Here is a 19,701-nt window from a genome sequence, read left to right on the forward strand (position 1 = left end):
GGTCAGCTCTCCTTCCGTTCAATGATCAAATTTCCGGCATGATCAGTTTTTCCGCTCCAATTTGGCAAAATCAGCGTCGTTGTATCATCTTGCTCAACAATGGCCGGCCCATTTATTCTCTGACCGCAACTTAAATCTGAACGTTGGTATACAGCGGTTTGATATGTACCGCCTTTTATGATGATCTTTCTTTGGCTGACCGGTTCAGCCTCGGGCAGATCACTTCGGCCTCCTTTACCGCCTGGCGGCTTCGGTGTCTTGCCTATGATGCGGACGCGTATATTCATCAACTCAATGCTTGCTTTCTCATCGCTGTGTCCATATTGCTTTTCATGTAAGAGGTGAAAGGAGTCCGCGATTTCACTCGTGCTTTTGCCTTCCAGGCATTCCGGTGAAACAAGGAGCTCAATTTCGTATGCCTGACCTTTATAACGGGCATCAAGCAAGTAAAGAAGAGAGGTTTCCGGCAGCATCTCCGCCTGCTGTTTCCGCAGCCATGTTTCCGCTTGCTCTTGCAGCCTTACAAACTCCGCTTTTAACTCGGCCGTTTTTATTTGTTCAAGCAGCACCTGTCTTGAACATACAGCATCATAAATAAAATCCGCCGTCAGTGCGCCCAAAGCGGACAAGGTTCCCGGATGCGGCGGGATCAGCACATTTTTGGCCTGAATTTCCTCAGCTAAAAAATTAGCAGTGACCGGTCCTGCGCCTCCAAAGGCCATGAGGCTGAATTCACGCGGGTCAAACCCGTTTTGCTCCATAACATTGCTTAGTTCCGTGTACATATTGGCAAGCGCAACCTGAATCATCTGATCCGCGGCCTGCTCCACATCTGTGCCTAAATATTCGGCAACCGGGAGGAGCGCTTTTTCGGATCTTTCCCGGTACAGTTTCATATTTCCTGATGCAAACCGGTTTGGATTTAAATAATGACATATAAGAAACGCATCTGTAAGTGCGGCCTTTGTTCCTTTTCCGTAACAAGCCGGCCCCGGATCAGATCCAACTGACTCCGGTCCTACTTTCAAGAGACCGCCGCTGTCAATCCATGCCACCGACCCTCCGCCATCACCGATCGAATACATCGCTACAGACGGAATCGTAATCGGAAATCCAGAGATTTGATTTGACTGTGTAAAAGTCGGCTCCCCTTCTTCAACAATCGAAATATCCGCGCTAGTTCCTCCGACATCAAATGTGATGATATTCGCCTCTCCGGCGGTTTCCGCCGTTCTGATGGCACCGATGACCCCTGCTGCCGGTCCGGAAAAAAGCGTTTTGACAGGTGCCTCGGCAGCCGATTCAATGTCCATCAGTCCTCCGTTAGACTGGGTGATAAACGGCTGCGCTGAAATTCCTTCCAGGGCGAGCCTCTCTTTCAGCGTTCGAAAGTAGTGATGGACATTCGGTTTGATGTATAGGTTTGCGACGGCCATAACCGTCCGTTCGTATTCCCTCATTTGCGGCCAAAGCTCCGCAGACGTTGCAACCTCAAGCTCAGGTGCTATTTGTCTGATCCGTTCTGCAGCCTGGCGTTCATGAAGCGGATTCCGATAGCTGTGCAAAAAAGAAACAACGATTCCTTTTAATCCTTTTCTTAAAACTTGTCCAACCGCCTCATCGATCTCTTCCTTATGGAGCGGCAGCTTTTCAGAGCCGTCATAAAGCATTCTTTCTTGAATGGGAAACACGTTTTTCCGGGGAATAAGGGGCTCCGGCATTCTCGATCTAAAATCGTACGGTATCGGAAGCCGGAGGCGTTGAAGCGAAAGAATATCACGGAAACCTTCGGTTACGAATAAAGCAATATCAGCCCCTTTGCGTTGTAATAATGTGTTCAAACCGATTGTCATGCCGTGTACGAAGTGATGAATTTCTGAAGGGTGAACACCCTGGGTCTTCAAGAGAGCCAAACCGTTGATGATCCCTTGGGCCGGATCTTCGGGAACGGTCGGCGTTTTAACTGCGGTCATGCTCCCGTCCGCCTGGTTTAACAATGTAAGATCGGTAAAAGTTCCTCCAATATCAATTCCAAGCCGGTAACCTTCTTCATTCAATCCCGATCCCCCCTTTTAAAAATATCCTTTTTTAAAAATATTTTACTATTATACTAATCAAGCATGAGAAAGTAGTCAATTATGTTTAATTACAATATTCCGAGTCTTTTTTATTTAATATTTAATTTTAAGATACCATATCATCACATTTTCAATTGTGTTGTTCACAGTATTTCACATTTTTAGTTGTCTGCTTTTCTTCAGTCCGACGACACAACTCCGCCATAAAAGGGACTAATTAACTATTAAATCAAAAGTCTCCTATCACGACAAAAAGCCTAAAGAGCTTACAAATTTGATCACAAAGATTCATTTTCATGGATATTCAGGATTTATTGCCCAATCCCCTGTGACAAAGTGGTACACTCTGTACTATATAAGTCGCAGGAAGGGCAGATTTCCAATGAAAGTCTACGAAGCGGAAACCCTATTATCAGCTATGAAGCAAAGATCTGATGAATATAAAAACTTGAGAGAACAGCTCGTCAGCTTAAAACAATCGTTAAACAGCGTCACAGAACTTGATGAGTTCCAAGGAAAAGGCGCTGATGCCATTAAAGCGTTTTACAGAGACCAATCAGGGATCGTAGACGGCTGGCTGGATTTAGCTGATATGCAGATTCAGTTTCTGAATGGTGTATCTGCTGCGGCCGAAAATGCCGGACTTTCAGAGGACACATTCGTTGATGTTCAATTTCTTGAACAGGAGCTTGCAAATGTCCACATTCACTCTCAAAACATGGTCTCTGCACAGCAACAAGAACTGTCGAATATTTTAGGACAGATTGATGATTTAATATCGCTACAGCCATTCTCTTCCGATGAAATCAAACAGCAGCTCGATGCTGCAAACCAAAACAGAAAAGACACGATTAAAGCTGTCGAGGATCTTGACGGGCTGCTCAAAAGAGAATACTCGGCCTCTGAGCAAATTCAGCAAATGATCCAGTCCGACTACTCCGCCTTGATCGACGCAACAGGAAAAGGGAAAAATGCATCTCCGCTAAACTACAATTCACATATCTATCAAAACAGCGAAGTCTACAAACTGAAACAGCGTATGCATCAAGAGGCCAGAAGCTACATCGCAAATAAACAAAAACAGTATGAAACAAAAAAAGCCGAAAAAGCAGAGGAACTTTAGGCTTTCAAATTGTTTAAAACCCCGTTTTCACAACGGGGTTTTTTGTTCATCTTGTCAAAACGTCTCCGTCTTAACCGATATGTATTTACTGGTGAAACAAAAAGGGGAATGCAGTGAAGAGCAAACGATTTAAGTTGAAATTGGGGACAAAAATTAATCTTCTCGCGTTGACAAAATCCCAAAACGACTTTTAGTTTTGGGATTTTGTCATCCTTTCAGCGTGACCCGCATCCCTTACAGTCTAGGAAGGCCGAGCATCGGAGAAGACTTTCACAGGATATAATGACGCGGTATTCAGGCAGGACGCCTCAGAACGTCAGCCTCCCGATCCTCCTTCTATTCGTCAGACCGACTTAGCAGGCCTGACAACGACTGCGAGGGTTTGTCGACACGCTGGGCTGTCGTTAAAACGGCTGCTTCATCTTTTTCGCCGTACAGGAAGTCAAGTCGCCGATAATATCTTCTGCACGCTCATACGGCTGATCAATTTGCAACATCTTCCTCAGAACGGATGTAAACCCGGACGATAGGCAGAGTTCTTCTTCCCAGCTTTTTTCTTCCTCGCCGGACGGAGTAAACTCGGAGTACAGGAGAAACAATGCGAAATGTCCCAGCGCATAAAAGTCACTTTTGACGGAAACAGCACGCATCAGCCTTTTTTCCGGGTGCCGGTCATCAACACGTTCTCTTTCAGTCAGATGGCATGCTAGTCCGAAATCTATAATGCGGATCGTTCCTCCGCTCACAATCAAATTGGGAATCCTCAAATCGCGGTGAATAATCCCTCTCCTGTGAAGAAATGAAACGCTGTGAAGCACTTCCTTCAATATGCTGATCGTTTGCTGTTCATCAAAGACATGTCCATCATAAAAGAGCAAATCTTCAAAGGTTTTTCCTTCGATATATTCCATTACGATAAACCGCTCGCCGGCCGCTTGAAGCACCTCATATATACGGGGCGCGGCAGGCAGATCCAATTCCCGCAAAATTTCAGCCTCGCGGTTGAAAGACCTCCGGCCGGCTGATGTCCATGCTTTTGTCTTTCTCTGCTGCTTGATGACGCGGAAACCGGATCTCCCAAGTTCTTCGGCAAGATATGTGATACCGTAGCTGCCCATCCCGAGCACACGGTTGATTCGATATCTCCCCTCCAAGACGGTTCCTTTTTTGAGCGGGCGGTCAAACAGCCATCTCATCAATGTTTTCACGCGATTTAGCTGCTGCCGAAAAATTTCTTATGCTTTCTTTTGTAATGGTGATGACCGTACCCTTTTCTTTTATAATCGCTGCTGCTGTATTTTTTGTATGATTTCCGTCCGTAGTCACTGCTGCTGTATCGTCGGTTTTTACCGTTTTGAAGTGCCTTCAATAGCTTACGAAGCAACTCAGTCAGCTCCTTTTCTGTCTTGTATTTCATATCATTCGCGCAGGAAAGCTTGATAAAGGGGGCTCGAAAGTTTTTCTTCCATATGAGAAATTTAAATTTTGAACCTCTAAAACCTTCTAAACGAACCGGAAAAATTTTAAAAAAAGGCGATATGATAGACTAAAATTCAGCTTTTCAGGAGGAAAAACCTATTAATCTCCCCTTTATTTCTCAAATCATTTTTACGATAATAAAGTTGTATTTACTTCCGGCCCGCTGCGGCTGAGTGATTCAACTTATAAGAAAGCAGGACAACACGAATGGACAAAATTAAATCTTTGCTGATCACCTTGCTCGCCGTCGCCGTCGTGATCATCGGCATTATATCCGGCGATTTTTTCACTTCAGAACACCAGCCTTCAGGCCGGCAAAACGGCTCAGACTATGATGAAGTGCTGATTTTCCCGTCGGACCGCTATCCTGAAACAGGCGCGCACATTCGAAAGGCCATCAAGAAAGGGCATTCTAAAATCTGTACGATCGACAGGGACGGAGCCGACGAACGCCGAAAGGAATCGTTAAAAGATGTTCCTTCCAAATCGGGCTATGACCGCGACGAGTGGCCGATGGCCATGTGCGAAGAAGGCGGAACAGGTGCTTCCGTCGAGTATATCAGTCCTTCTGATAACCGTGGAGCAGGATCTTGGGTGGGCAATCAGGTAAGCGATTATCCGGACGGCACGAAAATACTTTTCAAGATTAAATAACACTGGAGGTACGTTCTTTGATCAAAAAGTGGGAAGCAGAAGAAATGACGATGTCATACCATCAGTTTACCGTTTATCAAAAAGGCGGAAAGCCGCCCGTTATGGATTGGACAGACGAGGATATTAAAAGAGGCTACACAGCGGGAGAACACGCGGTCTCGTTTGAAGCTCTCGATAATACGGCATCATTAGTAGAAGTTCGTTTGAATGTCCAGGAACAGGTTCCCTCCTTTAACAGGCGCGTCACCGTTTCTTTCGACGTGCTTCATGGCGGGGTCGAAATTGCAAGCGTCCTATCCAAGAAATTGTCATGCGACATCCCGCAAGGCGTCTATCAGCTGACATGCTATACGATTATGCCTGATCAAAGCAGCACTGCGAAGATCACCTATATTCTCGATTTTAAACAGGCCTGATCAAAGAATAAAGGCGCCGGTGTCACCGGCGCCCTTCTCCTAAAGCTCTTCCCCGTTTGTCTGAATGACATTTTGGTACCAGTAAAAGCTGTCTTTTTTAATCCTCTTCAAGTCCTTTACATTCTCTTCATCACGATTAATATAAACGAAACCGTATCTCTTCTGGTAGCCGTTCAGCCAGCTCAATAAATCTGTAAAAGACCAGCTGCAGTAGCCGATTAAATCGACTCCGTCGTTTAAAGCCTGTCTGCACTGTTCAAGATGCGCACGCAAGTAGGCAATTCTGTAATCATCATGAATTGTGCCGTCATTTTCAACCTTATCGAATTCCCCAAGCCCGTTTTCCGTTATGAAAAGCGGAAGCCCGTAGCGGCTGGAAATCCTGCGAAGCCCGATTCTTAGACCGATCGGGTCAATGGCCCAATCCCAATTCGATGTCTCAAGATGAGGATTCCTCTTTGTTTTGTATAAACCGGGCATACCTGTTTCCTGGTTGCTGCCCTTTTGGCCGGTCGTATTCATCTTTCCTTCCGCTACTCCGTCTAGAGGATTCATTTCATATGTGATGGTTTGATAATAATTCACACCGACGAAATCAGGTTTTCCTTTTGCTAAAAGCTCCATATCCCCCTCCTCAATTGTCGGCGCCCAGCCTTTTTCCTTCAGATATTTCAAAGGAATGCCCGGATATGTTCCCCGGCAATACACATCAAGCCACCAATAATTTGTAAATTCCTCAGCATTTTCGAAAGCGAGGATATCATCCGGACGGCTGGAGAGCGGATATGCAGGCGAATAAGCAAAACTCGGTCCGATTTTTCCATCGGGAACATACCGGCGAAAAGAATCGATTGCCTTTGCATTCGCCAGAAATGCAATATGGTTAGCCTCATAGAAGCGTTTCCTGTCCTTCACACCCGGAGGATGCATCGCTGTGATAAAGGCATGATTAAAATTGTAATTTTGCTCGTTAAGGGACACCCAATATTTGACCCTGTCCCCATACCGCTTATAGAGCGTAACGCAATACGTATTGAAATCCTCTATAATCCTTCTGGATTCAAAGCCGCCGTATTCATCCATTAAAGCCTGGGGAAGATCCCAATGATAAAGCGTCAAAACAGGTTCAATATCATGAGCAAGGAGCTCATTAATCAAGTCATCGTAAAATCTCAAGCCCGCTTCATTGACTTCTCCCCTGCCTTGGGGAAAAATCCTCGGCCAGCTGACTGAAAAACGGTATGCTTTTAACCCCATCTCGGCCATTAAAGCAACATCTTCTTTAAAACGGTGGTAATGGTCGACCGCAATGTCTCCATTGCTTCCTTTAAACGTTTTGCCGGGAATCTTTGTGAACACATCCCAAACCGAGAGGCCTTTGCCGTCTTCCTTCCAGGCCCCTTCGATCTGATAGGCTGCTGAAGCTGATCCCCATAGGAAATGGTTTGGAAATGGGCGTAATTGCTGATGAATCATATTGCTCAACTCCTGTTTCGTATTTTGATCCGGATGCACTTTATCATATCCTATGAAACGCGTTTCAGATCAAACATCATCTAAAAACAGCTCCGCCAGAAGCTTTTCCCGGTGCTGAAGAAAATACTTGGTTAAGGTGTAATGATCCGTATCCTCATAGTTCACTTCAGTGATTTGTTCACCATCAAAACTGAAGATGTCGGCTTCCGGATACCCTAATAAAATGGGGGAGTGAGAGGCGATAATAAACTGAGCTTGGTTTGATTTCGTCAAATCATGAAGAATTTTCAAAAATGCCAGCTGTCTTGCCGGGGATAAAGCAGCTTCAGGCTCATCGAGAAGATAGATTCCCTTCTCTTTAAAACGATGTTTGAAAAGCGATAAAAAAGATTCACCGTGTGATTGCTCGTGAAGAGATCTGCCTCCGTAGCCTCGAAAACCGGTGATGTCTACTTCATCAATATGAGTAGCAAAATGATAAAAAGATTCGGCGCGCAGAAAAAAGCCGTTTGTTACTTTAGGAAGCCATGACAATCTGATATAGTCTCCCAAATCCGAACCGGAACCGTACACTTCATATGTATTATTTCTTCCCCCTCCAGCCGTGTTAAATTCGCATTTATCTGCGATTGCTTCAAGCAGCGTCGATTTGCCTGATCCGTTTTCCCCCACAAAAAATGTTACGTTTTTTTGAAACGTCAGTTCTTTTAAATGTTGAATAGCAGGAATTGAAAATGGATATTTTGCATAAGAAGGAACTTTTTCCCGAAGTAAAGTCAGCTTTTTTAAAAACATGCGAGCACCCCCTGCTTTGGTTATACTCAACTGTATCACGTTTTCTTAGAGGATAACGAAAAAAGAGGTTTGCGCCTGAGCACAAACCTCTTGACTTAAATCGAAAATACTTCTTTTAAATGGGCGTCCAAATCAGCTAAATATTGATCTACTTGCGGATTGCTGATGACATCATGGACAGAGAATGTTTTTAAAGGCTTCATGCCGACGAATTCCTGCATTTTGTGCAAATGAAAGAGCGCTTCATCAAGACTTTTACCTTCGAAGAATGTCCCCTCTTTGGAGAATACATCCTTGGACGCGTTCCATGTGGTTGAAAACATATACTTTTTGTCTGTAAACAGCCCGCCTCTGCCGTAGTCTTCAGACCCTTGATAAAAAAGCCCGTACTCATAAATTTCATCAATATATTTTTTAAATAAAGCAGGAACACTGAACCAGTAAACAGGCGTCTGATAAATAACAGCATCAGCCCACTTGAATTTCTCGTGCTCCTCAGGGATTTGATATCCGTCTGCCACCACTGTTTTTTTCACTTCATATTTTTCACCCAGCTTGTCCGCCAACGCTGTAAAAATAGTGTGATTAAGCTGTCCTCTTGCATGGGGATAGGCTTCATGTCCGTTGATGATTAAAATATTTTTCATCTTTTCTTATCCTCCTTGTGTTTCAATTTACCAATATCTTTATGATTCCATCTTTCACCTTAAAAAGTAAAGCAGGTTGCACTATCAATTATTTTATTTTTTCCCAATACTAATTATCTTATTGCCTAATCCCTACTTCAGTGCTATGGTTTACTTGACTAAAGGAATAGGAGGATTTTTTAAGTGAATAAATTGCATACGTATAAGCGCATTACATTGTTGATAACGGTGTTAGCGCTCGCTCTTATAACAGCTGCATGCAGCACTACTCAAAATAAGGCTGAAAATCAAAAAACAGCCTGGGATGAGATAAAGAAAAAAGGGAAGATCGTTGTGGCGACTTCGGGAACCCTTTATCCTACTTCATATCATGACACTGATTCCGGCAAAGACAAGCTGACCGGCTACGAAGTGGAAGTCATCCGTGAAGCGGCTAAACGGCTCGACCTGGATGTCGAATTTAAAGAAATGGGCTTTGACGGCATGCTGACGGCGGTGGGGAGCGGACAAGTGGACGCTGCTGCCAACGATATTACAATGACCGACGACCGCAAAGAAAAGTTTTTGTTCTCTACGCCTTATAAATATTCATTCGGAACGGCTATCGTCCGCAAAAAAGATCTATCAGGCATCCACACGCTTGAAGATTTAAAGGGAAAGAAAGCCGCTGGCGCAGCTACGACAGTTTACATGGATATCGCGCGCCAATACGGAGCTGAGGAAGTCATTTACGACAACGCAACAAATGACCAATTTTTAAAGGATGTAGCGAATGGAAGAACCGATGTCATCTTAAACGACTACTACCTTCAAAAACTCGCGCTCGCCGCAATGCCTGATCTGGATCTGACTATTCATCCCGATCTTAAATACTATCCGCATCAGCAAGGCATGATCATGAAAAAAGGAAACGCAGAACTAAAAAAACAATTCGACAAGACGATTGACGAAATGCTGAAGGACGGCACAATCAAAAAGATTTCGAAAAAGTTTTTCGGCGGTGCCGATGTTTCGAAAAAGCAGGATATCGACTTTGTCGATGTCGATGTGAATAAATAGAGGGATGTCAATTGGGCTCTATTCAATGGGAGTATATTTTTAATGCAGAATTGGCTGCGAAATCGTTTCCTTATGTGATGCAAGGCATATGGAATACGCTTTTTATTTCATTTGCGAGCATGTTTGCCGGTTTAATTCTCGGTTTTTTCATCGCGCTTGGGCGCATGTCGGAGATCTCTTTGCTTCGTTGGCCGGCAAGAATCTATATTTCGTTTATGAGAGGCGTTCCGATCCTTGTCATTCTATTTATTCTTTATTTTGGTTTTCCTTATATCGGAATCCAATTTACGGCTTTGATTGCTGCCTTAATCGGCTTCAGCATGAACAGCGCCGCATACATTGCCGAGATTATCCGCTCGGCCCTGTCGTCCGTTGACAGAGGGCAGTGGGACGCTGCAAAATCGATCGGCTTTTCCTACTGGCAGACGATGTGCCACGTGATTGTCCCTCAATCGGTTAGAATTGCACTCCCGCCTCTTGCAAACGTAATGCTTGATCTCGTTAAAGCGTCTTCCCTCGCCGCCATGATCACCGTGCCTGAATTGTTTCAACAGGCAAAAATCGTAGGCGGACGGGAGTTCGACTATATGACGATGTATATTTTAGTTGCCTTGATTTACTGGGCCGTTTGCTCGGCGATCGCTTTGCTCCAGGATTTCCTGGAGAAGCGGACAGAGGTTTATATCAAAAAATAGCAAGAAGCTGCCGGGTGCTCCGGCGGCTTTCCATACTGTGAAACGGAGGCGGTATTATCCATATCCTCAGATCGACTTATTTTCACGCAGATCACCTTTATACGATCGACAGAAACAAATTAAGCTATCAAACCGATCCATCAGGCCATTTCCAAGCATCATACGTCTGCTGCAACCATACGAATGCCGAAGACCGCATCCATATATCCGTTTTCTTTGAAGGAAATGACCGGCCCTCGCAAACCTTTCCATCCATCGTTCCCGCTCATTCGTCCAAGGAAATCAAAATCAGGTTCCAGCATGTTCCTGCGGGCAGACACATCGTTTATATCATCACCCAGTCCTTCATGTTCGACCCAAAGGCTGAGCACGATTGCAAATGGAATCGGGATGCCGACGATGTAGCACCCTACTATTTTGAATTGATTTCACATGCCCCGCATTCTGACCGGCTCTCGACTCATCCTGCTTGCATTGAACCTGTTAAATGTCAAATGAACAGCGGCAGCCCATCTCAAACAAGATTGATTTACTTGTCTGACAAAGCAGGAAACCCGGTTGAAAAAAACGGCCGAGAAGATCTGTATATCTCTTTGGTCAACCAGGAAGCGCATCGTTTAAAGGGCTATTTATATTGCTTTGAAAACGGGGAATATCAAAAGTTCATGGTCAGTCAATCTAAAGCTCAAGCATTCTCCTATGAACTCGCTCCTGAAACCGTCCAGACTTATCCGATAAACTTAAAAATACTCGGGAGCCATTATTTCCGATTTCTGTCGACATCCATCCCGCCCGAGGGGCCATACAGAGACGTTCCTTTTCCGGCGAGGATGATTTATTACTCCAAGCTTTATACGTGACAGTCTCATACAGGGGGGTATGCCGCTCCCTGATCGTTTCAGCCGCTTGTGCGGCAGCACAAGCGGCTTCTTATTCCATTCCCCTTCACCCGAATATCGCATGGATGAGAGCCTTTTGCAGCATTAAACACCCGCCCCATCCGCATACTCCAAACACAACAGAAATGACAACCGGAAATGATGCTTTTAAACTCAAAACCACGATCAAAAGGAGAACCGCCGTGGCGGGAAACCCCCATAGCACGCCTTTCGCGAATTGGCTTAAATGCTTTAAAGATTCCCCTTGTACACTAAGCCAAAATAAACTCAGCAGACTGACAAGAGGCAATGCCGCAATCATTCCACCCATTTCAGGCGATTTTCGTGCAATTTCGGTTATAATGGCGATCAATATTGCAGAAACCCCGATTTTCACTATTAAAAACATGATTTTGCCTCCCGGCTCAACAAGGAAAATGCTGTTTTAATCATTTCGACTTCTTCCTTATTTAATTGCTCCAGCACCTTTTGCAGTTTTTTCGGATGAAGTCTCGTATGCCGTTTCACTGCTTCTTCACCTTCAGGCGTTAACGTGACGTAGACTTTGCGTTCATCGCTGCTGTCCCGGTTTTTCTGTACAAGTCCTTTTTGTATCAGTCTTTTCACATGTTCTGATGCCGTATTATGAGAGACATCCAATAATTTTGCTAAATGGCCAATGGTCACCAAGCGGTTTTTTTCGATATGCTGAAGCATTCTAACCGCGTGGTGAGACAAATGATCATCATGCTTTGTGTGCAGATGGTAGTAAATATCCGTCCAGTCCTGATTCATCATTTCTATGATTTTCTCTGTATTCATTTTCATCACCCTCTCTAATTATATCTTATAATACGATATATTCTTAAATCAAGACATAAAAAAACCCGGCTTCACCGGGTGTTCACTTTTATTCATTTCAGGTGCTTTCTCAAAAACGCCAGCTTTTCGGTTTGGAACGGCGGGATGTATTCGTGTCCAAAATAGCGGTACACTTTTATTTCTTTATCCGTTTTCAAGTGATTGTAAGCCGCAAAGACGGTGGATGGCGGTGTGATGGTGTCAACCAGTCCGATCGACATGAGAACGGGCGCTTTGACCGCTTGAGCAAGGTTCATGATATCAAAATAAGACAGGGTCCGCATGGCCGCCTGTTCAATATTCGGGCTGGTGTTTCTTCTGAAAAAGGAGTTGATTTCGAGATAAGGCTGGTCGATCGCTATATCGATCGCTCGTTGAAAATTGCTTAAATAAGGGTATTCGGACACGGCTGCTTTTGGAATATCGGACAGCGCCGAAACCGCGACAGCCAGCCCGCCTCCTTGGCTTGCCCCGATCACTCCGATCCGCTTTTCATCGACTTCAGCAAAACCGCTGACCACTTCGACTGCTCGTACGGCATCTAAATAGACCCCTCTGTAGTAATATGTTTTCGGATCGAGGATTCCTTTTGTCATCCAGCCGGGTACATGTCCGTGTTGAGAGGTCTCTGTATCTTCACTGCTGCTCTGCCCGCGGACCAGCATACCGAATGCCGCATAACCGTGAAGAGCCCAATTGACAATATCATGAATGTCTCCGTCATAGCTGGCGTTATAGCCGTGATATTTGACGATCGCAGGATGCGGCCCTTGGCGGTTGGGTACTGCATACCAGCCTTTGATTCGCGCTCCCCCGGTGCTTCTGTATGTAAGCCAGTAGACTTTTACCCCGTCAGCCGGATATTCATGCGGTTCAAGCTCAGGCTCCGCTTTTATATTTGACAATTCCTCCAATGAACCCTTCCAGAACTCTTCAAAATCAGCCGGTGCCGTCCGTTCCGGTTTATACTGGTAAAGCTGTTCTAGCGGCATATCATAAGGCTGCTGCATCTTGTCTTTCCCCTCTTCTTTTCATTTTTTGAATATTCTTATCATAACATTCCCCTTCAAGGCTGTGTATGGATTTTATATGTATTGATTCTGTCACTTCTGCTCCTCCCATTATCTGACCCCGCCGCACAAAACCGCTTTTTCAATTTATGTTATAATGCTAGATTGAAACTAAAAATATACATTTGCGCGGAGGTTTTTTTGTGGCTTCACAATCCTTTCTGCAGCTGAACTCAATATTTATCAGTATATTAATAGAAGCGATTCCGTTCGTTTTGATCGGGGTTTTTATATCAGGTTTGATTCAAATGTTTGTGACGGAGGAGATGTTGGCGAAAATCATCCCGAAAAACCGATTTCTCGCCGTTTTGTCAGGGACATTTGCCGGGGTATTGTTTCCGGCTTGCGAGTGCGGCATCGTTCCGATTGCCCGCAGGCTGCTTTTAAAGGGCGTACCGCTTCACGCAGCGGTCGCCTTCATGCTGACGGCCCCGATCATCAATCCGATTGTTTTATTCTCGACATTCATCGCTTTCGGGAACAAATGGGATGTTGTGTTCTATCGCGGCGGATTGGCGATTGCGGTGTCTCTCATTGCCGGGCTGATCATCTCTTATCAATTTAAAGGGAATCAGCTGATCGAGAACGGGACACGCGGCCATCACCACCATGCCCATGTGAACCAGTCTTTCTTGCAAAAGCTCGGCGGGACGCTCCGCCATGCAGTTGACGAGTTTTTCTCAGTCGGAAAATATTTGATCATCGGCGCATTTGTCGCAGCGGCAATGCAGACGTATATTAAAACATCTACCCTTTTGGCGATCGGGCAGAATGATGTATCTTCCTCCCTTGTTATGATGGGGCTGTCATTTGTGCTGTCCCTTTGTTCAGAGGTCGACGCTTTTATTGCTTCTTCTTTCAGCAGCACGTTTTCACTCGGCTCACTTATCGCCTTTCTTGTATTCGGAGCGATGGTGGACATCAAAAATCTGCTGATGATGCTCGGCATCTTTAAAAAACGCTTTGTGTTTGTCTTAATCGCCTACATCGCCGTTATTGTCTTAGCCGGATCACTGTTGGTAAAGGGGTGAGAACATGTTTCGCACATTCATTTTAATGTTGTTTACGTTTTTCTTTTTTCATCTTCATGCATCCGGCAATCTGACAAAATATATTAATATGAAATATGCTTACCTTTCATACATCGCTATTTTTCTTCTGGCCATTTTGACAGCGGTGCAATTCTACATTTATATGAAAGGCTCAGACGAAAAAGGATGTGACCGCGACTTCGGATGCGGCCATGATCACGATCATGAAAAAGATAAGCCTTTTCTGAAAAGGATGTTCATTTATTTCGTGTTCATCTTCCCTTTATGCACCGGACTTTTTCTGCCGGCAGCGACGCTTGATTCCAATATCGTCAAGTCGAAGGGCTTCTCGTTCAAAGCGATCGAACAGCCGGAGCATTATGCCCAAACCCAGTACCTGCGCCCTGATACAAGCATCTACTACGGCGAGGAAGGGTACGATGAATTGATGAATAAAGCGCTGAAAAATTATAAAGGAAAACAGCATATTTCATTAAAAGACGATGATTTTTTGAAGGGCATGGAAACGATCTATCAATATCCGGGAGAATTCCTTGACCGAACGATCGAATTCGACGGTTTTGCCTTTAAAGGGGAAGCGATTAATGATAAACAGCTGTTTGTTCTCCGCTTCGGAATCATTCATTGCATCGCCGACTCGGGAGTCTACGGTATGCTGGTCGAATTCCCTGAACATACGAATATTAAAGACGATCAGTGGCTCCATGTAAAAGGAACGCTGTCTAACGAATACTATCAGCCTTTCAAATCTACGATTCCCGTGATGAAGGTGAAGGATTGGTCTCCTATAAAAGAGCCGAAAGATCCTTACGTTTATCGGACATATTAAAAGCCGGCACTTCATGCACCGGCTTTTCTTTTTCTGTTTACGATTTGTAGCCTGCTTTCTTCATCAGCATTAAATCGATAAACAATTGACATCTAGTATTAAAATCATTGAGATCGATCGATGTCATTTCTAATATTTGTTTGATACGGTAGTTGAGCGTGTTTTGGTGGATAAACAGCTGTTCTGCGGATGGCTTGACCTTGCAGTTGTTGACGAGATAAATTTCAAGCGTTCTCAAAAATTCGGTGTGGCTTTCTTTATCTTTTTCTTTCAGCAGCTGAAGGTCCGGGTTTACATATTGCAGATGATCGTTTTTTGCGGCGATTTGGTCAAGATACCTGAAAAGCCCGAGCTTTTGGTATTCATAGGGAATGTGTTCCTGGCTTCCCGTGATTTCCGCTGCTTTCGTCACTTGGAGCGCCTCTCTGTAGCTTCTGCCAAGGGACAGCGGGCTGCTGTACTCATTGCCGACCCCGATTAAAATAAGAGGCAGCATTTGTGAGCGCAAATGGGTCAACAGACGGTTGATCAGTTCTGAGGCCGCAGCCAGCGCGGAACGCTTGCGCGACACACTGCCGACAATGATGGCGATATTCGAATGATCCTCCAATACGTGACTGATATTATCTTTCAGGTTTAAATAAGACCGAATCGTTTCCTTCAGATCCTCGAGCAGTTCATCCTCCCCGTCAACGACTTGAAGCACCATGACGGTAAACACGGCCGGCAGGACAACGCTCGCCTTATCGGCGGCGGCTTTCAGCTCTTTTTCCGTTTGAAACTGATCGTTAATTGCCTTTTTGTAAAGCTCTTCCGCCTGTTCTTCTTTTTCTTGTTTGAGGCGTTTTTTCTTATAAATGATCTTCCCGACATGAAAGGATGCTTTGTATAAGAAATCAAGCTCTTCATCAGACAGGTCGTCTTCAATCTCCTGCACCCAGATATAGCCCATAATTTCGTCTTTATACTTGGCGCTGACGACAACCCGCTGGTTTAACCCGATTTCTTCAATCTGTTTTACCCTAAAAGGAGTCGGAATCGTTTTCAATTGATCAATAATGCCTTCTTCGACGAACTTTTCAAAGATCGGCAGCGGACATTTTTTGGAGAAAATCGTTTGCTGGTTTGCTGCATCAAAATGGTTAATATAATAGGAGTTATAAGCTAATAAGAAAAAATCTGCGCTTTCCAGTATGACCGGCTTTTTCAGCTCGCCGCTGATAAAGTCAATGATCTCATTAATGTTTGAAAGAGAAACAACTTGTTCTAATAGCTCTTCCATATCCTTTCTCCTACTCGTTTTTAACTTAATCATACTTCTCCTTTACACTCTTGTATAGACTTATATGCGACTTTTAAAAAAATGGGATCAATCCCCTGTTAGAAGGGGGGAGAAGGCCTATAAAAAGAGAGACGGAGAATGGTTCCCCATCTCCATCATCGTTGCAGTGTTTGTTTGTATTGCTCGAATTCATCAAGCACCTGCTGCTCCGGTTTTGATGTCAATAGACTGACGACAAACACAAACAGCAAGCTGGCGGCAAAGCCCGGAATCATTTCATAAAGAACATCGGAAAGTCCGGCTTCCGCCCAAATGATGACGGTAACTGCTCCGGCAACCATTCCGGCAAGCGCCCCCCATTTTGTCATCCTCTTCCAAAACAAACTTAAGATGATCACTGGGCCGAACGACGCGCCGAAACCCGCCCAAGCATAGCTGACAAGACCGAGAATCGTATTGTTTTTTGTCCAGGCGAGACAGAGTCCGACAATGGAAACCGCCAAAACCGAAAGACGTCCGAAAAAGACGAGTTCTTTGTCAGATGCAGAGCGTTTAAATAGCGTTTTGTATAAATCTTCAGTTAGAGAACTTGATGTAACTAGCAGCTGGGAGGAAATTGTACTCATAACCGCTGCTAAAATCGCCGAGATTAAAAAGCCTGTGATCAGAGGGTGAAACAGAATGTTCCCCAATTGAATGAAGATCGTTTCCGGATCATCCAAGTGAAGCCCGTTCTTCGAGTAATACGCAATACCGAGCAATCCGGTCAGCAGTGCGCCCGCACTTGAAAAGATCATCCAACCCATGCCGATCCGGCGCGCTTTCTTCGTTTCCTTGACAGAGGATATCGCCATAAAGCGCACGATAATGTGAGGCTGTCCAAAGTAGCCGAGGCCCCATGCAAACAAGGAGATGATGCCGAGGACACTCGTTCCTTTAAAAATATTGAGGAGGTTAGGATCGATCGACTGGATTTCGCTGAAGGCTTCTATCGGTCCCCCCGTCTGAATGAACGTAACAACCGGAACAAGAACTAACGCGACAACCATAATGATACCCTGGACAAAGTCCGTCCAGCTGACGGCCAAAAACCCGCCGAAAAGCGTGTAAGCCACGACGACACCCGAAATGATCCACAGCCCTGTATGATATTCCAAATGAAACATGCTGTTAAATAAAACGCCGCCGGAAACCATTCCTGATGATACATAAAACGTAAAAAAGGTAATAATGACGACTCCGGAAAATATTCGCAGGATCTTTGATTTGTCATGAAAGCGGTTTTCTAAAAATGCAGGGATGGTGATCGAATTGCCTGCTACCTCGGTGTATGACCTTAAGCGCGGCGCCACAAAAATCCAGTTCGCCCATGCACCGAGTACAAGGCCGATGACAATCCATGAACCGCTCAGGCCTGTTGCAAACATGGCGCCCGGCAGCCCCATCAAAAGCCAGCCGCTCATGTCTGATGCGCCGGCGCTGAGCGCCGTGACAGCAGGCCCGAGCGTCCGTCCGCCAAGCATATAGTCTGAGAGGTTTGCTGTCCGTTTGTAAGCGTAATACCCAATATAAAGCATCCCTACCATGTAAATCACGATGGAAATGATCAATTGTATGTTCTGAATAAGAATCTCCCCCCAAGATGCCGTTTATCTAAATTTTTAGACTAATTTCTCTTTTTTTGAAGGCAGCCTATGAAAGGCTGCCTTCGTCCCCCTGTTTAACCCCTTTTCTTACACCTTAAAACGTTTCACTGATCGTTTTCGCCTGCATGTGAAGCGCAAGATAATCAGGGCCGCCCGCTTTAGAATCAGTTCCCGACATTTTGAAACCGCCAAACGGATGGTAGCCGACGATCGCCCCTGTACAGTTGCGGTTGAAATACAGATTTCCGACATGGAATTCTTGTTTTGCTCTGTTGATATGGTCGCGGTTTTTAGTAATGACCGCGCCTGTCAGGCCGTATTCGGTGTTGTTGGCAACTTCCAGCGCCTCATCAAAGCTGCTGACTTTTGAGAAAGCAACAACAGGTCCGAAAATTTCTTCCTGCATTAACCGGGCTTTCGGATCCAGATCGGCAAAGATCGTCGGATCGATGAAGTAGCCTTTTGAATCATCGCCTTTTCCTCCGCTGACTAAGCGGCCTTCTTCTTTTCCGATTTCGATATAGTCCATGATTTTATTATACGATGCCTGGTCGATGACAGGTCCCATATAAACGTCCGCGCTGTCAGGCTCTCCGACTTTCTTGGACTCCGTAATTTCGATTACGCGCTTCAATACTTCGTCATATACCTTTTCATGCACGACAGCCCGTGAACCTGCTGAACATTTTTGGCCTGCAAAGCCGAAGGCAGATGTGAAAATTGATTGTGCAGCCAATTCAATGTCACAATCCTCATCAACGACGACCGTATCTTTTCCGCCCATTTCAGCAATCACTTGTTTTAAGTGTGTCTGACCAGGCTGAACCTTCGCTGCGCGCTCAAAAATGCGCGTTCCGACTTCCCTTGAACCTGTAAACGTAATGATGCTTGTTTTCGGATGATCCACCAGGTAATCCCCGACTTCAGCTCCGCTTCCAGGGACGAAGTTAACTACTCCTTTTGGAAGTCCGCTTTCTTCAAGCACTTCAACGAACTTGGCAGCAATGACAGGCGCTGCGCTTGCGGGCTTCAGAACAACCGTGTTTCCTGTCACGATCGGCGCAACCGTCGTTCCGGCCATGATCGCGAAGAGGAAGTTCCAAGGCGGAATAACAACCGTTACACCAGTCGGTGTGTACACATATTGATTTCGTTCGCCTTCACGGCTGTTAACCGGCTTTCCTTTCGCAAGCTCAATCATTTGCCGCGCATAGTATTCCATAAAATCGATCGCTTCTGCCGTATCCGCATCCGCTTCATTCCAAGGTTTACCTGCTTCTTTGACTAGAAGCGCAGAAAACTCATGCTTTTTGCGGCGCACATTGGCAGCCGCGCGGAATAAAACAGCCGCTCTTTCTTCAGGATCTGTGTATCTCCAAGTTTCAAACGCTTTCGCAGCCGCCTGAATGGCCTTTTCCGCATGATCCTGAGTAGCCTTGGATACCGTGCCTACAACTTCTTCTTTGTTTGCAGGATTGATCGATACGATCTTGTCTTCCGTTTCATACCTTTCTCCATCGATAACAAGAGGATAGGACTGACCCAGCCATTCGTTATTTACCGTTTCCAGAGCTTTTTCGAATGCCTTCCGGTTTTCTTCGATCCCGAAATTTGTAAATGGTTCGTGTTTGTAAGGTGTTGTCATGCTAATCTCCCCTTTT

Annotated in this window: 20 protein-coding genes; 8 read left to right on the forward strand and 12 right to left on the reverse strand. The window is 45.1% G+C overall.

The annotated features are described in order from the left end of the window. Nucleotides 1–2: 2 nt before the first annotated feature. Nucleotides 3–2,057, reverse strand: a complete 2,055-nt coding sequence (locus ACH97_RS05410) for a hydantoinase/oxoprolinase family protein (protein WP_048350236.1) — start codon at nt 2,055–2,057, stop codon at nt 3–5. A gap of 403 nt (nt 2,058–2,460) precedes the next feature. Here ACH97_RS05410 and ACH97_RS05415 point away from each other — a divergent pair, with 403 nt between their 5' ends. After that, nucleotides 2,461–3,201, forward strand: coding sequence for a ribonuclease YeeF family protein (locus tag ACH97_RS05415; RefSeq protein ID WP_020450098.1), 741 nt, complete (start codon nt 2,461–2,463; stop codon nt 3,199–3,201). Between the two features lie 404 nt (nt 3,202–3,605). On the opposite strand, the gene ACH97_RS05420 is transcribed toward ACH97_RS05415, so the two are convergent. Both ACH97_RS05420 and ACH97_RS23720 read right to left on the reverse strand, forming a co-directional pair. After that, a complete protein-coding gene (locus ACH97_RS05420) occupies nt 3,606–4,409 on the reverse strand; it encodes a serine/threonine protein kinase (protein WP_025810788.1) in 804 nt (267 codons plus the stop codon). A 5-nt stretch (nt 4,410–4,414) separates the two neighbouring features. Further along, the gene (locus ACH97_RS23720; RefSeq protein ID WP_023855671.1) at nt 4,415–4,585 is read right to left on the reverse strand and encodes a hypothetical protein; all 171 of its coding nucleotides are present in this window, start codon (nt 4,583–4,585) and stop codon (nt 4,415–4,417) included. Nucleotides 4,586–4,887: 302 nt separating this feature from the next. Between ACH97_RS23720 and ACH97_RS05425 the strand changes: the two genes are divergently transcribed. Then, on the forward strand, nt 4,888–5,334 hold the full coding sequence (locus tag ACH97_RS05425) for a NucA/NucB deoxyribonuclease domain-containing protein (protein WP_020450096.1): 447 nt from the start codon (nt 4,888–4,890) through the stop codon (nt 5,332–5,334). A 17-nt stretch (nt 5,335–5,351) separates the two neighbouring features. Then, nucleotides 5,352–5,750 (forward strand): competence protein ComJ, encoded by a 399-nt coding sequence (locus ACH97_RS05430; RefSeq protein ID WP_023855672.1) that lies wholly within the window; start codon nt 5,352–5,354, stop codon nt 5,748–5,750. Nucleotides 5,751–5,789: 39 nt separating this feature from the next. Here the strand turns inward: ACH97_RS05430 and ACH97_RS05435 are convergent, their stop codons facing one another. From ACH97_RS05435 to ACH97_RS05445, 3 genes are all read right to left on the reverse strand, one after another. Continuing rightward, nucleotides 5,790–7,226, reverse strand: a complete 1,437-nt coding sequence (locus tag ACH97_RS05435) for a glycoside hydrolase family 1 protein (protein ID WP_020450094.1) — start codon at nt 7,224–7,226, stop codon at nt 5,790–5,792. A 69-nt stretch (nt 7,227–7,295) separates the two neighbouring features. Continuing rightward, nucleotides 7,296–8,021, reverse strand: a complete 726-nt coding sequence (locus ACH97_RS05440) for an AAA family ATPase (protein WP_020450093.1) — start codon at nt 8,019–8,021, stop codon at nt 7,296–7,298. Nucleotides 8,022–8,116: 95 nt separating this feature from the next. Further along, the gene (locus ACH97_RS05445; RefSeq protein WP_020450092.1) at nt 8,117–8,668 is read right to left on the reverse strand and encodes an NAD(P)H-dependent oxidoreductase; all 552 of its coding nucleotides are present in this window, start codon (nt 8,666–8,668) and stop codon (nt 8,117–8,119) included. 183 nt (nt 8,669–8,851) lie between these two features. On the opposite strand from ACH97_RS05445, the gene ACH97_RS05450 reads away from it, so the two are divergent. The 3 genes from ACH97_RS05450 to ACH97_RS23955 all read left to right on the forward strand — a co-directional run bounded on the left by ACH97_RS05450 (nt 8,852) and on the right by ACH97_RS23955 (nt 11,282). After that, the gene (locus ACH97_RS05450; RefSeq protein WP_023855673.1) at nt 8,852–9,727 is read left to right on the forward strand and encodes a transporter substrate-binding domain-containing protein; all 876 of its coding nucleotides are present in this window, start codon (nt 8,852–8,854) and stop codon (nt 9,725–9,727) included. An 11-nt stretch (nt 9,728–9,738) separates the two neighbouring features. Next, a complete protein-coding gene (locus ACH97_RS05455; protein ID WP_048350235.1) occupies nt 9,739–10,422 on the forward strand; it encodes an amino acid ABC transporter permease in 684 nt (227 codons plus the stop codon). Between the two features lie 533 nt (nt 10,423–10,955). Next, nucleotides 10,956–11,282 carry a hypothetical protein gene (locus ACH97_RS23955; protein WP_229105605.1) on the forward strand — a complete coding sequence of 109 codons (327 nt, stop codon included), beginning with the start codon at nt 10,956–10,958 and terminating at the stop codon, nt 11,280–11,282. An 85-nt stretch (nt 11,283–11,367) separates the two neighbouring features. Here ACH97_RS23955 and ACH97_RS05465 read toward each other — a convergent pair whose 3' ends face one another. The 3 genes from ACH97_RS05465 to ACH97_RS05475 form a co-directional block, all read right to left on the reverse strand. Continuing rightward, nucleotides 11,368–11,709: a DUF3147 family protein gene (locus tag ACH97_RS05465; protein WP_020450088.1), complete on the reverse strand. Its 342-nt coding sequence runs from the start codon at nt 11,707–11,709 to the stop codon at nt 11,368–11,370. Next, nucleotides 11,700–12,128 (reverse strand): MarR family winged helix-turn-helix transcriptional regulator, encoded by a 429-nt coding sequence (locus ACH97_RS05470; RefSeq protein WP_081043975.1) that lies wholly within the window; start codon nt 12,126–12,128, stop codon nt 11,700–11,702. Before ACH97_RS05470 ends, ACH97_RS05465 begins: the two co-directional genes overlap by 10 nt. A gap of 86 nt (nt 12,129–12,214) precedes the next feature. After that, a complete protein-coding gene (locus tag ACH97_RS05475) occupies nt 12,215–13,171 on the reverse strand; it encodes an acetylxylan esterase (protein ID WP_020450086.1) in 957 nt (318 codons plus the stop codon). A gap of 185 nt (nt 13,172–13,356) precedes the next feature. Here ACH97_RS05475 and ACH97_RS05480 point away from each other — a divergent pair, with 185 nt between their 5' ends. Next, nucleotides 13,357–14,262 carry a permease gene (locus ACH97_RS05480; protein ID WP_025810790.1) on the forward strand — a complete coding sequence of 302 codons (906 nt, stop codon included), beginning with the start codon at nt 13,357–13,359 and terminating at the stop codon, nt 14,260–14,262. A gap of 4 nt (nt 14,263–14,266) precedes the next feature. Next, nucleotides 14,267–15,112 (forward strand): TIGR03943 family putative permease subunit, encoded by an 846-nt coding sequence (locus ACH97_RS05485; RefSeq protein ID WP_020450084.1) that lies wholly within the window; start codon nt 14,267–14,269, stop codon nt 15,110–15,112. 37 nt (nt 15,113–15,149) lie between these two features. On the opposite strand, the gene ACH97_RS05490 is transcribed toward ACH97_RS05485, so the two are convergent. From ACH97_RS05490 to pruA, 3 genes are all read right to left on the reverse strand, one after another. Then, entirely contained in the window at nt 15,150–16,394 is a 1,245-nt protein-coding gene (locus ACH97_RS05490) for a PucR family transcriptional regulator (protein ID WP_023855679.1), read from the reverse strand. Nucleotides 16,395–16,549: 155 nt separating this feature from the next. Then, nucleotides 16,550–18,004: a sodium/proline symporter PutP gene (gene putP / locus ACH97_RS05495; RefSeq protein ID WP_025810791.1), complete on the reverse strand. Its 1,455-nt coding sequence runs from the start codon at nt 18,002–18,004 to the stop codon at nt 16,550–16,552. A 130-nt stretch (nt 18,005–18,134) separates the two neighbouring features. Then, nucleotides 18,135–19,685, reverse strand: coding sequence for an L-glutamate gamma-semialdehyde dehydrogenase (gene pruA, locus ACH97_RS05500; protein WP_023855681.1), 1,551 nt, complete (start codon nt 19,683–19,685; stop codon nt 18,135–18,137). Between the last annotated feature and the right edge of the window lie 16 nt (nt 19,686–19,701).

This window comes from Bacillus paralicheniformis (assembly GCF_001042485.2).
GTDB lineage: Bacteria > Bacillota > Bacilli > Bacillales > Bacillaceae > Bacillus > Bacillus paralicheniformis.